At 62.9% G+C, this 14715-nt stretch carries 11 protein-coding genes; 3 read left to right on the top strand and 8 right to left on the bottom strand.

Translation table 11 applies throughout. The annotated features are described in order from the left end of the window. Nucleotides 1–15: 15 nt before the first annotated feature. Nucleotides 16–909, bottom strand: a complete 894-nt coding sequence (locus tag K3724_RS04815; protein ID WP_259990581.1) for a LysR family transcriptional regulator — start codon at nt 907–909, stop codon at nt 16–18. A 99-nt stretch (nt 910–1008) separates the two neighbouring features. Between K3724_RS04815 and K3724_RS04810 the strand changes: the two genes are divergently transcribed. Beyond that, nucleotides 1009–1599 carry an HD domain-containing protein gene (locus K3724_RS04810; RefSeq protein ID WP_259990579.1) on the top strand — a complete coding sequence of 197 codons (591 nt, stop codon included), beginning with the start codon at nt 1009–1011 and terminating at the stop codon, nt 1597–1599. Between the two features lie 138 nt (nt 1600–1737). Here the strand turns inward: K3724_RS04810 and K3724_RS04805 are convergent, their stop codons facing one another. From K3724_RS04805 to K3724_RS04775, 7 genes are all read right to left on the bottom strand, one after another. Further along, nucleotides 1738–2889, bottom strand: a complete 1152-nt coding sequence (locus K3724_RS04805; RefSeq protein ID WP_259990577.1) for a matrixin family metalloprotease — start codon at nt 2887–2889, stop codon at nt 1738–1740. A gap of 99 nt (nt 2890–2988) precedes the next feature. Beyond that, on the bottom strand, nt 2989–3228 hold the full coding sequence (locus K3724_RS04800) for a hypothetical protein (RefSeq protein ID WP_259990575.1): 240 nt from the start codon (nt 3226–3228) through the stop codon (nt 2989–2991). 239 nt (nt 3229–3467) lie between these two features. Next, entirely contained in the window at nt 3468–5975 is a 2508-nt protein-coding gene (locus K3724_RS04795; protein WP_259990573.1) for an FAD-dependent oxidoreductase, read from the bottom strand. 218 nt (nt 5976–6193) lie between these two features. Continuing rightward, on the bottom strand, nt 6194–6535 hold the full coding sequence (locus tag K3724_RS04790; protein ID WP_259990571.1) for a hypothetical protein: 342 nt from the start codon (nt 6533–6535) through the stop codon (nt 6194–6196). A gap of 541 nt (nt 6536–7076) precedes the next feature. Further along, nucleotides 7077–8480 (bottom strand): FAD-binding oxidoreductase, encoded by a 1404-nt coding sequence (locus tag K3724_RS04785; protein WP_259990569.1) that lies wholly within the window; start codon nt 8478–8480, stop codon nt 7077–7079. A 134-nt stretch (nt 8481–8614) separates the two neighbouring features. Continuing rightward, on the bottom strand, nt 8615–10393 hold the full coding sequence (gene ggt / locus K3724_RS04780) for a gamma-glutamyltransferase (protein WP_259990567.1): 1779 nt from the start codon (nt 10391–10393) through the stop codon (nt 8615–8617). Nucleotides 10394–10434: 41 nt separating this feature from the next. Further along, on the bottom strand, nt 10435–11421 hold the full coding sequence (locus K3724_RS04775; protein WP_259990565.1) for a D-glycerate dehydrogenase: 987 nt from the start codon (nt 11419–11421) through the stop codon (nt 10435–10437). Between the two features lie 215 nt (nt 11422–11636). Between K3724_RS04775 and K3724_RS04770 the strand changes: the two genes are divergently transcribed. Beyond that, nucleotides 11637–12134 (top strand): SH3 domain-containing protein, encoded by a 498-nt coding sequence (locus K3724_RS04770; protein WP_409201414.1) that lies wholly within the window; start codon nt 11637–11639, stop codon nt 12132–12134. A gap of 311 nt (nt 12135–12445) precedes the next feature. Beyond that, nucleotides 12446–14659, top strand: a complete 2214-nt coding sequence (locus tag K3724_RS04765; RefSeq protein WP_259990564.1) for an NADP-dependent isocitrate dehydrogenase — start codon at nt 12446–12448, stop codon at nt 14657–14659. Nucleotides 14660–14715: the final 56 nt, after the last annotated feature.

Here is a 14715-nt window from a genome sequence, read left to right as displayed (position 1 = left end):
ATTCCAACGCGGAATTCAGCCCGGAGACCACCTGTTTTCCGGCGGAATTTCCGCGCCGGAATTTTGAGTGCGCACCTCCCGCAGCCCTTGCAAGACCTGGCGGATCTGCTCCAGCGCCGGGTTGTCCGGCAGGTACAGCACCTTGCAGCTCAGTTGGATTGGCGGCGCGCCCTCGACCCTGTGGATCTGCCCGGCCGCCAGCGCCCCCGCCGCCATATAGGCAGGAAAATACCCCATGCCGCCCCGCTTCATCAGATAGCGCAAGCCCATCGGGGCGTTACCCAGCACAATATGCTGGCGGCTGCGCTGCGGCAGCACTTGCTGCACCTGCGCCGCATATTCGCTGCCGAACTCCAGGTTGATGAACAGCGGCAATGCGTCCCGGCCCAGCCGCAACTGCTGGTCCGACACCAGAACCAGCTCCTCCGGCGGCAGCTCCTCTACCCCCAGCCTTGTGCCTGCGGGAACCTCGTTCACAATTGCCAGATCCAGCAGCCTGCGCGCCACCGCTTCACCCATGTTGAGCCCGTGATCATAGTTCAGCGTGAACGGCACGGTGCCCTGCGCCTGCTCCAGCCAGACGGCCACATCGACCAGCAGAGGATCCCAAACCGACAGCTGCGCCCCCAGCCGCAATGAAACCCGTCCTGCCAGGCTTTCCCGCAAATCGCCGGAAACAAACTCCCAGGTCCGCATCATCTGCTCGGCATAGGGCAGAAACTGCCGGCCCGCCGCAGACAGCCGGGTGCCGCCCGGCCCGCGTTCAAACAGGCTGGCGCCCAGCGCCTCCTCCAGCGCCTTGATGCGGGCGCTGACCGCGGTCTGGGTGATGTGCAGCCGCCGCGCCGCAGCGTGAAAACTGCCGGCGGCCTCAATAGCCAGAAAGGTCTCAAAAGCGTTGATCTGCATGACGATCACTATTTCTGCTTGGATCGAGCAAATCAATTCGTTTTCCTGCTCAGACACGTTTCGCTAGGCTGAAACCATATCAACCAAAGGACCCGCGACATGCTGGACAAAAGCCACAAGCCAACCTGGACCAGTTTCGAAGACGCCACGCCCGAAGACTGGGCCGCAGTGGAGAAATACGAGGAGGCCTATAACGCCGCCCTGCCCGACCGGATCCTGGACGCGATCCGCTCACTGGACGAGGACTGGACCCCCTACCCGGTGAACCGTTACCAGCACTCGCTGCAGGCGGCGACCCGCGCGCATGAAGACGGCGCCGATGACGAAATCATCGTGGCCGCCCTGGTGCATGACACCGGCGATATCCTGTCGCCCTATAACCATGGCGAGCTGTCAGCGGCGATGATGAAACCCTATGTCAGCGAGAAAACCTATTGGATCCTCAAACATCACTGCGTGTTTCAGGGGTTTTACTACAACCATCATTTCGGCGGCGACCGCAACGCCCGCGACAAATACCGTGACAGCCCCCATTGGGAGGACTGCCGGTATTTCTGCGAAAAATACGATCAATGCGCCTTTGATCCGCACTATCCGACCAAGCCGCTGGAGTTCTTCGAGCCGATCCTGCGCCGGGTTTTGTCGCGCGGCTGGGGCCATATGGAGCTGGCAGAGACGGCGGAGGAATAAGCCAGACAACAGCAACTCCGCCTCCCCGGGGCCGGATCAATGGCTTCCGGCCGCCGCGCGATAACCGCATCCCAAATGCCGGCACAGGCTGCGCGCCCAGGCTTTACCCTCGGGCGCGCAGATACAAAACCTATGCGCTCACCACATCATGACAGCCGCATCGCCTGCAGCCCAGTCATAGTAAAGACGGATACGCAATTTGTAGCTCCGGTCTTTTATCAGCCGTACGGTGAAACGGGCGTTGCGGTTAAAGCCGCTGTCATCGTCGCCCTCCACATAGACCGGGGTGCCGTCAATATCCTCAAACAGCACCATAACCGTGTCGGACAATCCGAAGGTTGAAAATGTGTAATCACGCGAATGGTCCGGGATCACTGCAAAATTCTTCTGCTCGCCGGGCATAAGGGCCAGCTGCTCGGATTTGAACGGGATGAGCTGCGGCAGCGCCGCCGCGCCGATTGGCGGATAGAAGCGGCGGATCACCTCTTTGTCCTTTTGCGAAAGCCCCGCTGCAGGCTCAAGCCCGCCGCGGAATTCCGGCGGCTGGTTGATCAGGCCGGCGGCAAAGGCATAGTGCATGACCGAGTCGGGATCCCATTCCGTTCCGTCGACCGTCGCCGGGTCGAGTTTGTTCAGAATGTTGTGGTCGGTCGTTTCCTCGTCCCAGGGCGGGTTCTGCGTGCGGGCAAAGTAGTCGTACACCGCCTGGCGGTTCCAGACGATACCCGCGTTGGGGTTTTGGTGTTCGTGTTTCAACCCAAGCGCGTGGCCGATCTCATGGATGGCTGTGTCCAGCCCGTTCGGGCCGGCCTGGGTAAGGTCCCAGCCGAAATTCATGGTGCGCTCTTGCTGGCCCAAACGCAGCGCCACGGTGCCGATGTAGGACCATGAGCCATCGTTGCGCAGGAACCCGATGCGCAGTTCTGCATCCCGGATATCGGTCACCTCGGTGAAATTCAGGCCAATACCCAGATCCTTCCAAACCTGAAACGCCTGCTGCACAACGGCCCGCTGGTCGCTGGCACCGCCAAACAACCCGCTGGAAAACAGGAAATAGTGGATATTGGTGCCATTGACCCATTTATCGCCGGTCGCCAGTATCGCCCGCTGCCGGTCGGAAGATACTCCGGCATCAAATGCACGTTCCGGCAGCACCGGCAGCGAGCAGACCTGAGGCGCGCTGCCGGAACGGCCATAGCCGTCCGGGTCCTGGCCAAGCTGTTCCTCTAAGTCGTCAATCCGGTCTTCCAGTTCCTCGATGCGGCTGGATTGGGTTTTGCGAGCGGCCATTTCAAACCTCCTTTTCGGACAATCGTTACTGGTATCGCAGTGCAGGCCGCGTTCATTCAGCAGAGGCGGCAAGACACCTGGGCGCGGGGCTGCGGCCTCTTACGGCACGCCTCCCTGCACATGCCGCAACAGGCCGCGCAGGGGCATTGCGCAGCATGTCTCGAAACGGGAAACCCCATAGAAAGGCAGGTTTTTCAGCGCCTTGCCCGCGAGCTTAGCTGCTGCGCGGTTGCATCGCGCCAAGGTACGTTTCAGCGGCCACGCCGCGCCGTTCTGTGCCTTAAAAGGATCGGCAAACTGCGGAACTTGCAGTGTGGAAGGCCTGCGTTCCGGCAGCAATTATATCACACTTTAAAGGGGAAATCATCTGCGCAAAGCACGCGTGATACATTCAGCGGACTGACACATGGCTCAGAAGGCAACGACCAGGCCGCCAGTGCCAGGCCGAACAAAAAAATACCCCGGCGCGCAGGCCGGGGTATATTGCTGTTTCCAGAGACAGATCCGGGGCTCCGCCGCGATCTCCTTAACCCGTCCCTTGGACGGGATGCCGGACCCCAAGGGGCCCGGACCAAAGATCACCCGTTCTGGCGGATGGTCTCGTTCTTCGGGTCATAGGGGCTGTCGCAGGTCACAACCGCGTCCCACAGCTTGTCCTGGATCTTGACCTTCAGCTTGGTGCCTTCCACCGCCATCTCGGGCTTTACATAGCCCATGCCGATGGATTTCTCGAAGGCCACCGAATAGCCGCCCGAGGTCAGACGGCCCACACGGGTGCCATCCTCGGCGTACAGCGCCTCGCGGCCCCAGGGATCGGCGTCTTCGGGGCCGTCGATCAGCAGGGTACAGCATTTCACGCGCACGCCGGTCTCGACCAGTTTCTCCTTGCCGTGGAAGTCCTTCTCCAGGTCGATAAAGCGCGGCAGGTCGGCTTCCAGCGGGGTCGCATCGCGGCCCAGTTCGTTGCCAAAGGCGCGATAGGATTTCTCCTGGCGCAGCCAGTTCTGGGCGCGCGCACCCACCAGTTTCATACCGTGCTTCTTACCGGCTTTTTCCAGCAGATCAAACAGGTAGTTCTGCATCTCCATCGGGTGGTGCAGTTCCCAGCCGAGTTCACCTGTATACGCCACACGGATCGCATTGACCGGGCACATGCCCAGTTCGATCTGACGGGCCGACAGCCAGGGGAAACGCTTGTTGGACAGCGCGGTTTCCGGATCGGCGTCGTTGATGATCTCTTTCAGCACGTCGCGCGATTTCGGACCGGCAATCGCAAACACGCCCCACTGGGTGGTCACGTCCTGCAGCTCGATACGGCCGAACTCAGCTTCCTTGTCCGCGATCGCCTTCTTCAGGAAGTCGGCGTCGTATTCGGTCCAGGCGCCAGCGGACACCAGGTAATACTCGTCGTCCTTCAGGCGGACGATGGTGTACTCAGTCCGGGTGGTGCCAAGAACGGTCAGCGCATAGGTCAGGTTGATGCGGCCGACCTTGGGCAGTTTGTTGCAGGTGAACCAGTCCAGGAACTGAGTGGCACCGGGGCCCTTGACGATGTGCTTGGTGAACGCGGTTGCGTCGACCAAGCCAACACCTTCGCGGATTGCCTTGGCTTCGTCCACGGCATGCTGCCACCAGCCGCCGCGGCGGAAGGAGCGGGCATCGTGGTCGAAGTTCTCAGGCGCATCGACGGGGCCGAAGTAGTTCGGGCGTTCCCAGCCGTTGACCCAGCCGAACTGTGCGCCGCGGGCTTTCTGACGGTCGAACGCAGGCGCGGTGCGAAGCGGGCGGGCTGCCGGGCGCTCTTCGTCCGGATGGTGCAGGATATAGACGTGCTCATAGCACTCTTCGTTCTTGCGGGCCGCGAACTCGGTGGTCATCCAGTTGGAGGAATAGCGTTTGGGGTCGAGCGACGCCATGTCGATCTCGGCTTCGCCGTCCACCATCATCTGCGCCAGATAGTAGCCGGTGCCCCCAGCAGCGGTGATGCCAAAGGAGAAACCTTCCGCCAGCCACATGTTGCGCAGGCCCGGTGCCGGGCCGACCAGCGGGTTGCCGTCGGGGGTGTAGCAGATCGGACCGTTGAAGTCGTCCTTGAGGCCGGATTCGGCGCAAGAGGGCACCCGTTCCGCCATCGCCATGTACTGATCGGCAATCCGGTCCAGCTCCAGCGGGAACAGGTCGGCGCGGAAGCTGTCCGGCACACCGTGTTCGAAACGTGCGGGCGCGCCGCGCTCATAGATCCCCAGGATCCAGCCGCCGCGCTCTTCGCGGGCATAGGATTCATTGTCGGCGTCGCGCACCACGGGATGCTCGGGGTTGCCAGCTTCGCGCCATTTGACCAGCTCGGGGTCCTTGTCCATGACGATGAAGGTGTGCTCGACCGGGATCGCCGGCATCTTGATGCCCAGCATTTTGGCGGTGCGCTGCGCGTGGTTGCCGGATGCGGTCACGACATGCTCGGCGGTGATCACCACCTTCTCGTCGCTCTCAACCAGGTTGCCGCCCTTCTCCACCATCTTGGTGCAGGTGACTTCCCAGTGGGTGCCGGTCCAGTGGAATTCATCAGCCTGCAGCTTGCGAACGATCTCAACACCGCGCTGACGGGCGCCCTTGGCCATCGCCTGGGTCACGTCCGCAGGGTTAATATAGCCGTCTTCGGTGTGGTAGATCGCCCCCTTCAGGTCGGAGGTTTCGATCAGCGGCCAGCGCGCCTTGATCTCATCCGGGGTCAGCCATTCATAGGGCACGTCGCAGGTTTCCGCGATGGAGGCATAGAGCATGTATTCGTCCATGCGCTCCTGGGTCTGCGCCATGCGCAGGTTGCCGACCACGGCGAAACCTGCGTTCAGGCCGGTTTCCTCTTCCAGGGTCTTGTAGAAATCGACCGAGTACTTGTGGATGTGGGTGGTCGCATAGGACATGTTGAACAGCGGCAGAAGGCCGGCTGCGTGCCAGGTCGAGCCGGAGGTCAGCTCGTCACGCTCGATCAGCATGACGTCTTCCCAGCCGGCCTTGGCCAGGTGATAGGCAATCGAGGTGCCAACGGCGCCGCCGCCAACAACAAGCGCTTTGACTTGGGTTTTCATTCTCCGGCTCTCCAGCTTTGTGAGATTCTTGCCTGCGGTTATGCCCAAGCCGCGCAATCGGCGCAAAATCAGGCCGACGCAAAAACAGCCAAAACCGACCTTGCGCGCCACAGCATACAGGATTTTGATGGAAGGCCTGCCGGAAATGGCGTTTTTCTACGCAGCAGAAAGCGGGCCGGCGCCCCCTGTGGTGCCTTGATCAGGCTGGTTTGAGGCTGTCAGCAGTCCGCAACATTGCCGCGGCGGATGCAGACGGGCTGCGGCGCGTCCTCGTTGCTCTGTGCATCTGCAACCTGCTGACCGCCCGAGAGCAGGCTCTTGCCATAGCCCGCCGCCTCGCTCCAAATCGACTGGCCATCCCCGGCAGCAAGCCCGGCGAGGCTGGTTGCCTCCTTGGCGGCACGGGCGCGGGTAAAGCGGTCCTGCAGGATGGTGCTGTAGTCGGTGGCGCTGAGATCCCCCCAATTCAGCCCCGCGGCACGGGTCTGGATGTAGTAGTCATAGCCAATCACCGCCTGGGTGCTGAACACCAGAATGCCCATAGCCTTTTTCAGTCCCATGCCGTTCTCCGGTTTTGCGAAACGCTCCGGCTTCATCCCAATTCAGGACCCGGCGCAGAATTACGGCAGCTTTCCGGCATTTCAGGGAAGAATGCAGTGCAATTGCCGCTGCCCAGCCAGGACCCTGCCCTGCCGGTTGCTGCCGCATTCTGCCGGTGCTGATCCTTGGGTGCTGTCTGATGCTTTGATCGTCAGCAGTAAGGAATGGCGGCGCCGCCATGGAGGCGGAGGCGGGACGGGAGGTTTCTCCCGCACGCTGAAACTTGTCTCTGCGTGCCCTTGCCACAGGGCCCTGTTCCAAAATGCCGGGGATGTCAGGCCCGGCGGTGACCGCGATCAAGGGGGATCATGACAGAGCGGATTTAAGATACGCTGAGGCAGGCGTGCGCCGGGGGCGCAACATCCTGGCACTGCATCCCGTTGGCCCCGTTGCGCAGTGAGTATTTGAGAAAAGATGAAGCGACCGGCTTGTGCTTCACCTTTTTCCAAATATTCAAATCCTCCACTGGCCCAGTGCGGACGGCTGGCGGACGTTTGCGGATCACATCTCCAGGATCTTGCCCGGATTCATGATGTTCTCCGGGTCCAGTGCGGCCTTGACCGCAGCCATGTAACGGGTTGTCTTGCCCAGCTCCTTTTGCAGATAGGGCCGTTTGCCTTGGCCGATGCCGTGTTCGCCGGTGCAGGTGCCGTCCATCGAGATCGCCAGATCGTTGAGCCAGCCGACAAAATCATCCGCCTTCTGCCGCTCGATCCCGCTGTCCATATCAATCAGCAGCAGCGCGTGAAAATTGCCGTCGCCCACATGGCCGACAATCGGCGCCATCAGCCCCATGCCCTCGGCTTTGTCCCGCGCGGCGCCGACGCATTCCGCAAGGCGCGAGATCGGCACGCAGACATCGGTCGAAATCCCCTTGGCGCCCGGGCGCAGCTGCAGGCTGGCCCAATACATGTCATGGCGCGCCTGCCAAAGCTTGTTGCGCTCCTCCGCCGTTGAGGTTGCCGCGAAATCAAAGCCGCTGAATTCCTCGGCGATGGAGGCAAACATGTCCGACTGTTCCACCACGCCCGCGTCCGAGCCGTGGAATTCCAGCAGCAGCAGCGGCGTCTCTGGCAGGTCGAGGCCGGAATAGGCATTGGCCGCCCGCACGCTGAGCGCATCCAGCAGTTCGATGCGGGCAACGGGGATGCCGTATTGGATGGTCATCATCACCGCGCGGCAGGCGTCGTCCACGGTGCGGAAGGAGCAGCGGGCGGAGCGGACCGCCTCGGGGATGCCCTGCAGTTTCAGCGTCAGCTCGGTGATCAGGCCCAGGGTGCCCTCGGAGCCGACCAGCAGGCTAGTCATGTCATAACCTGCCGAGGATTTCCTGGCCCGCTGCGCCGTGCGGATCACGCCGCCGTCGGCCATCACCGCCTCAAGCGCCAGCACGTTGTCCTTCATGGTGCCATAACGCACCGCATTGGTGCCCGAGGCCCGCGTCGCCGCCATCCCGCCCAAGGATGCATTGGCGCCGGGATCGATCGGGAAAAACAGACCCTGATCGCGCAGATTGGTGTTGAGCTGTTCACGGGTGACGCCGGGCTGCACCACCACGTCGAGGTCTTCGGCATGGACGGCGATAATCCTGTCCATCCGCATCATGTCGATGCAGATACCGCCGGCGGGGGCGTTCACATGCCCTTCCAGAGAGGTGCCGGTGCCGAAGGGAATGACCGGCACGCCGTATTCGGCGCAGACCTTGATAATCTCGGAAACTTCTTCCGCAGAGGTGGGGAAGACCACTGCATCGGGGGGCTGGTTGGTGATCCAGGTAGTGGTGTGGCCGTGCTGATCGCGGATGGCTTGGCCAGTTTGCAGCTGATCGCCGAACCGCTGTTTCAGCGTTTCCACAGCGGCGGCAATCCCGGCCTCGTTGCGGGGCAATGAGATGGCTTGCACCATGATGGGTCTCCTCGGGGTCAGGGCACAGAGCCCGGAACTTCACCTGTTAACCTAAGCCGCGAACTTGCAGTTCAGCAATACCCAGAACCCCGTAGCGCTGATGCCGCCCGGCATGGCGGCCGGGCCATAACGGGCTAACCGCCCAGCGCAATCCCTTCCCGTCTCGGGTCCGCAGCTCCCCTCAGCCCCTCGCCGATTTCAATTGCGTGCAGGCCGGAGGTCAGATCGCGGATATTGACCTCATACCCCATGTCTGTCAGCGCCTGCTCCAACCCCTCGGCGCTGGTGCCTGCCTCCAGATCATAGGTGCCGAACCGGTTGACCAGATGCGGCAGCGCCAGCGCCGCTTGGATGTTCATCCCCCAATCGGCCCATGCCACGATGGATTTCGCCACATAGCCGATAATCCGGCTGCCGCCGGGGGAGCCGATGGCCAGCACCGGCTTGCCGTCCCGCAGCACGATCGTCGGCGCCATCGAGGAGCGCGGACGCTTGCCCGGTTCCAGCCGGTTGGCAATGGGCACGCCGTCCGCATGAGTGCGGAAGGAGAAATCCGTCAGCTCATTATTCAACAGGAACCCGCCCGCCATCAGCCGCGAGCCAAAGGCGTTTTCTATCGTCGTGGTCATCGACAGCACGTTACCGTACTGGTCCACAATCGAGATATGCGAGGTCGAGGGCAGCTCGATCGACTCGTCATCCGCCAGCAACAGCGCATGATCGAACTCGGGCGTGCCCGGCGCCGCCTCGGGCAGCGCATCACCGCTTTGCAGCAGCTCTGCCCGGCTGGCGAGGTAATCCGCTGCCACCAGCCCATGCGTCGGCACCGGCACAAAATCACTGTCCGCCATGTAACGGCCCCGGTCGGCGAAGGCGAGCCGCGAAGCATCGCCGATCAGCCGCCAGGCCTCGGCACTGTCTGCGCCCAGTTCTGCCAGATCATACTGCCCAAGCATTCCGAGGATCTGCCCCACCGTCAGCGCGCCGGAGGACGGCGGCCCCATACCGCAAGCCTCAAAATCGCGGTAGGCCGCACAGACTGCCGGACGTTCCCTGACCTGATAAAGCGCCAGATCGGTGGCGGACAGCACGCCCGGGTTGCCCTCGGCAGTGTTGACGGTGCGGACGATCTCCGCCGCGATGGGACCGGTGTAAAACGCCCCTGCCCCGTCCTGTGCCAGCGCCCGCAAGGTGGCGGCATAGTCCGGGTTCAGCAGCATAGCGCCTTCGGCAATGGGTGCGCCGTCCGGCAGGAAGTATTCCGCGGTGGCTGGGAACCGTGCAAGCCGCTCTGCATCATCTGCCACCAGCCCTGCCAGGCGCGGGGAGACGGAAAAACCTTCCTCGGCCAGCTGGATCGCCGGTTCAAACAGTGACGGCCAGTTGGCCTGTCCCCAGCGCCGGTGCGCGGCCTCCAGCAGAGCCGGGGTGCCCGGCGTGCCGACAGACAGGCCGCCGACAACCGCATCAAAGAATTTCAACGGCTCGCCGTTTTCATCCTGAAACAAGATTGGCGTGGCGGCCAGCGGCGCCGTCTCGCGCCCGTCCAGCGTGGTCAGCTCGCCCGCAGCAGCGTCATACCAGACCAGAAACGCGCCGCCGCCCAGGCCGGAAGATTGCGGCTCCACCAGTCCCAGCACGGTCTGCACCGCCACCATCGCATCTGCCGCGGTGCCGCCTGCGCGCAGCACGGCAGCACCGGCCTCCACCGCATGCGGATTGGCGGCAGCCACCATCCAGTTTTCGGCTTCTACGGGCTGGCCTGCGGATTTGGCCTCCATAGCGGCGGCGGCTTCCGCCGAGAGTGCCTCAAACGTGCCGGCGGTTGCCCCCTCAGGGGCCACGGCGTCGGCGGCCTCCTGCGCGGCGGCACTGCCGGCGCCGACGATACAGGCCAGAATCAAGTGTCTCATGGAAAAATCCTTTCTTAAATTCCGGCCCGGAGCGCGGGCAGTTACAGCATCGAGGGCACCACCTGATCCGGCGGCCGGTGGCCATCCTCGAAGGTCTTGATATTCAACAGCACCTTCTCGCCCATCTCGATCCGGCCCTCGATTGTGGCCGAGCCCATATGCGGCAGCAGCACAACATTGGGCAGCTCGCGCAGGCGCGGGTTGATGTCGGTGCCGTGTTCATAAACATCAAGGCCGGCACCGGCGATCTCATTCGAGCGCAGCATGCGGGTCAGGGCGTGTTCGTCGATCACCTCGCCGCGCGAGGTGTTCACGATCACCGCCGAGGGTTTCATCAGCTTCAACCGCCGCGCATTCATCAGGTGAAAGGTGGAGGGTGTCGAGGGGCAGTTGATGGAGATCACATCCATCCGCGCCACCATCTGATCGAGGCTTTCCCAATAGGTGGCCTCCAACGTCTCTTCGGTTTCGGGACGCAACCGGCGGCGGTTATGGTAGTGGATCTGCATGCCAAAGGCCGCCGCGCGCTTGGCCACGGCCTGGCCGATCCGTCCCATGCCAAGGATGCCAAGACGGCGCCCGGCAATCCGCCCGCCCAACAGCGCTGTGGGCGCCCAGCCTTTCCAGTCGCCCTTCTGCATCACGGCGAGCCCCTCGGGCATGCGGCGCACCACTGCCATGATCAGCGCCATTGCCATGTCAGCAGTATCATCGGTCAGCACCCCGGGGGTGTTGGAGACCAGAATGCCGCGCTGACGGGCAGTGGACACATCAATATGGTCAACGCCCGCGCCGTAATTCGCAATCAGCCGCAGCCGCTCGCCCGCCTGCCCCAGGATCCCTGCATCAATGGTATCGGTGACCGTGGGCACCAGCACATCGGCATCCTTCACCGCCGCGGCCAGCTCGGCCCGGGACATCGGCGCGTCATCCTCGCGCAGGCGCACATTGAACAACTCGCTCAGCCGGGTTTCCACAGGCTCCGGCAACCGTCGCGTAACAACAACACTCAGTCGGTCTCTTGGCACTTGCGCTCTCCCTTGGGCTTTTCATTCCGCACGCCTCCATGGCATCGTGGCGCAGGACGCGGGCGGGCACAAGAACCCAAGCGCAACTCCCTTGCCGCAGGCCGGAAATTTCCCGGCCAGTGCCAAAGGGCGGGCAGAAGACCGGAACAAGAGGCTGGGCCTGATCCGGCTGGGCAAAATGAGGCGAGCAGGCAGTGAAAAAAGCGGCAATCGCAATGCGCCATCTGGCAGCGGCAGCGGCAGCGGTATCCTTGGCGCTGGCGGGGGCTGTGTGCGCCGCCGAATCCCGCGGCCCTGTCACCAACCTGCCGCTGCCCCGTTATGTCTCGATGAAGGCCGCCAAGGGCAATGTGCGCCGCGGCCCTTCGCTGACCCATAAGATCGACTGGGTGTTCAAACGCCGCGGCATGCCGCTGGAGATCACCGCGGAATACGGCCACTGGCGCCGGGTTCAAGACCGCGAAGGGGCCGGCGGCTGGGTGCATTACGCGCTGCTGTCCGGCGTGCGCACGGTGCTGATCGAAGAAGACATGCTGACCGTGCACGCGCGCCCGGACTCCCGCGCGCCGGTAACCGCCGCATTTGAACTGGGCGTGGTTGCCCGCCTCGGCGACTGCGAAACCAGCTGGTGTGAAATCTCGGCCGGCGGCTACAGCGGCTGGGCGCCTAAGAAAAAACTCTGGGGCGTCGCACCGGGTGAGCTGCGCGAATAATCCCCTTCTCTCTCAATTTTCATCTTTCCCCCAAATACTCCGGGGTGAATTGGGCCGCAGGCCCAAGAGGGGCAGCGCCCCTCTCCCGCCCGCCTGCGCGCAGCCGCGGCAATCCGCGCGGGGTGCAGATGCGCCAAACCATTGCACCCGCAGCAATCGTGTTCTACATGGGGGCCATACCATTGGCTGCCAGGCCGGGTTCCGCCCATTTTCAGGGCACCGCCGCGGCAGCACCGGAATACCCGAACCTGGCGCGGCCTGTCTGCGCTGACGTCACAAAAGCCTCCGAGATCGCTGAAAGGTTGTGAAACATGGCAAAAAATCAAACCCCGGACATATTGTATACCATTGTAGACGAAGCGCCCGAACTGGCCTCGGCATCCTTCTTGCCGATCATCCGCAAGTTTGCCGCAGCCGCTGGTGTCTCGGTCGGAACCAAGGATATTTCGCTTGCCGGGCGCATCATTGCAGCCTTCCCGGAAGGGCTGACCGCAGAACAGCGCCAAAGCGATGATCTGGCCGAGCTGGGCCAGCTGGTGAAAAACCCGGACGCCAATGTCATCAAACTGCCCAATGTCTCTGCCTCGGTGCCGCAGCTGGTTGCCGCTGTCACGGAACTGCAGGGCCAGGGCTATGCCATTCCGGACTACCCGGCAGAACCCGCCACAGACGCCGAAAAAGACATCCGCGCGCGCTTTGATGCGATCAAGGGCTCGGCTGTAAATCCGGTCCTGCGCGAAGGCAATTCCGACCGTCGCGCCGCCAAGGCAGTGAAGAACTTTGCCCAAAAGAACCCGCATTCGATGGGCGCATGGTCGGCAGACAGCAAGACCAAAGTGTCGTCGATGCCGGGCAATGATTTCTATGCAAACGAGAAATCCGCCACCATCACCGCCGCGCAGGCCGGGGACGCAAGAATCGAATTCACCGCCAAAGATGGCTCGGTCACCGTGCTGAAAGACGCCTGGCCGCTGGAAGACGGCACCGTGGCCGATGCGACCTTCATGTCTGCCAAGGCCCTGGCCGCCTTTCTGACGGAGGCGATCGCGGACACCAAGGCTGACGGCACGATGTTCTCGCTGCACATGAAGGCCACCATGATGAAGGTCTCCGACCCGATCATCTTCGGCCACGCCGTCAAGGCCTGGCTGGCGCCGGTGTTCGGCAAATTCGGGACTGAACTGGACGCGCTGGGTGTGAACCCGAACTCGGGTCTGGGCGACCTGCTGGCGCGGGTCAAGGACAACGCAGAGATCATGGCCGCTATCGACGCGGTCCGTGCCGAGCGCCCCGACATGTATATGGTCGACAGCGACAAGGGCATCACCAACCTGCATGTGCCGTCCGATGTGATCATCGACGCCTCGATGCCCGCGGTGATCCGCGCCGGCGGCAAGGGCTGGGATCAGAACGGCAACAAGGGCGACACCAACTGCGTGATCCCCGACCGCTGCTATGCCACGATCTATGACGAGACCATCAATTTCTTCAAAGCCAATGGCGCGCTGGACGTGACCACCGCCGGTGCCGTCGCTAACGTCGGCCTGATGGCGCAGAAGGCCGAGGAATACGGCTCCCACCCCACAACTTTTGAGGCACCCGCAGACGGTACCATCCGGGTGGTTCTGGCCAACGGCGAGACGCTGCATTCGCACGACGTTGAGGCGGGTGACATCTGGCGGGCCTGCACTGTGAAGAAGGCGCCGATCGAGAACTGGATCCAGCTGGCGATGGACCGTCAGCGGCTGACCGGTTCGGAATCGATCTTCTGGCTGGACGCAAACCGCGCCCATGACGCCGAGCTGATCAAATACGTGCAGCCTGCGCTGCAAGCCGCTGGCGTTGCGGACAAGTTCCAGACCCTGGCCCCGCGCGAGGCAACCCGCCAGAGCCTGGAGACCATTACTGCGGGCAAGGACAGCATCGCCATCACCGGCAACGTGCTGCGCGACTATCTGACCGACCTGTTCCCGATCCTGGAGCTGGGCACCTCGGCCAAGATGCTGTCAATCGTCAAGCTGATGCAGGGCGGCGGGCTGTTTGAGACCGGCGCCGGCGGTTCCGCCCCGAAACACGTGCAGCAGCTGGTCGAGGAAAACCACCTGCGCTGGGATTCGATGGGTGAATTCTGCGCCCTGGGGGAAAGCCTGAACTTCCTGGCCGACAACAAGGACAACGCCAAAGCAGGTGTGCTGGGCGCCGCGGCAGAGGACGCCACCCAAGGCATTCTCGACCACAACCGCTCGCCCTCGCGCAAGGTTGGCCAGCCGGACAACCGCGACAGCCACTACTGGTTTGCCCGCTATTGGGCCGAAGCCCTGGCAGCACAGACCGAAGATGCGGATCTGGCGGCGCATTTTGCCCCCATCGCCGAAGAGCTGGGCGCCAAGGAGGAGCAGATCATCAGCGAGCTGGCCGCAGCCCAGGGTCCGGCGGCAGACATCGGCGGCTATTACCGTCCGAGCGCCGCGTTGAAGGCCAAGGTGATGCGTCCCAGTGCCACACTGAATGCGATCATCGGCTGATCTTTCCGGACAGTCCGAAACAAAAAGCGCCCGGGGAAATCCCCGGGCGCTTTTTT

Source organism: Leisingera sp. M658, from assembly GCF_025144145.1.
Lineage (GTDB): Bacteria > Pseudomonadota > Alphaproteobacteria > Rhodobacterales > Rhodobacteraceae > Leisingera.
The sequence above is the reverse complement of the archived record's forward strand: the minus strand, read 5'-3'. Positions and strand labels throughout refer to the sequence as shown.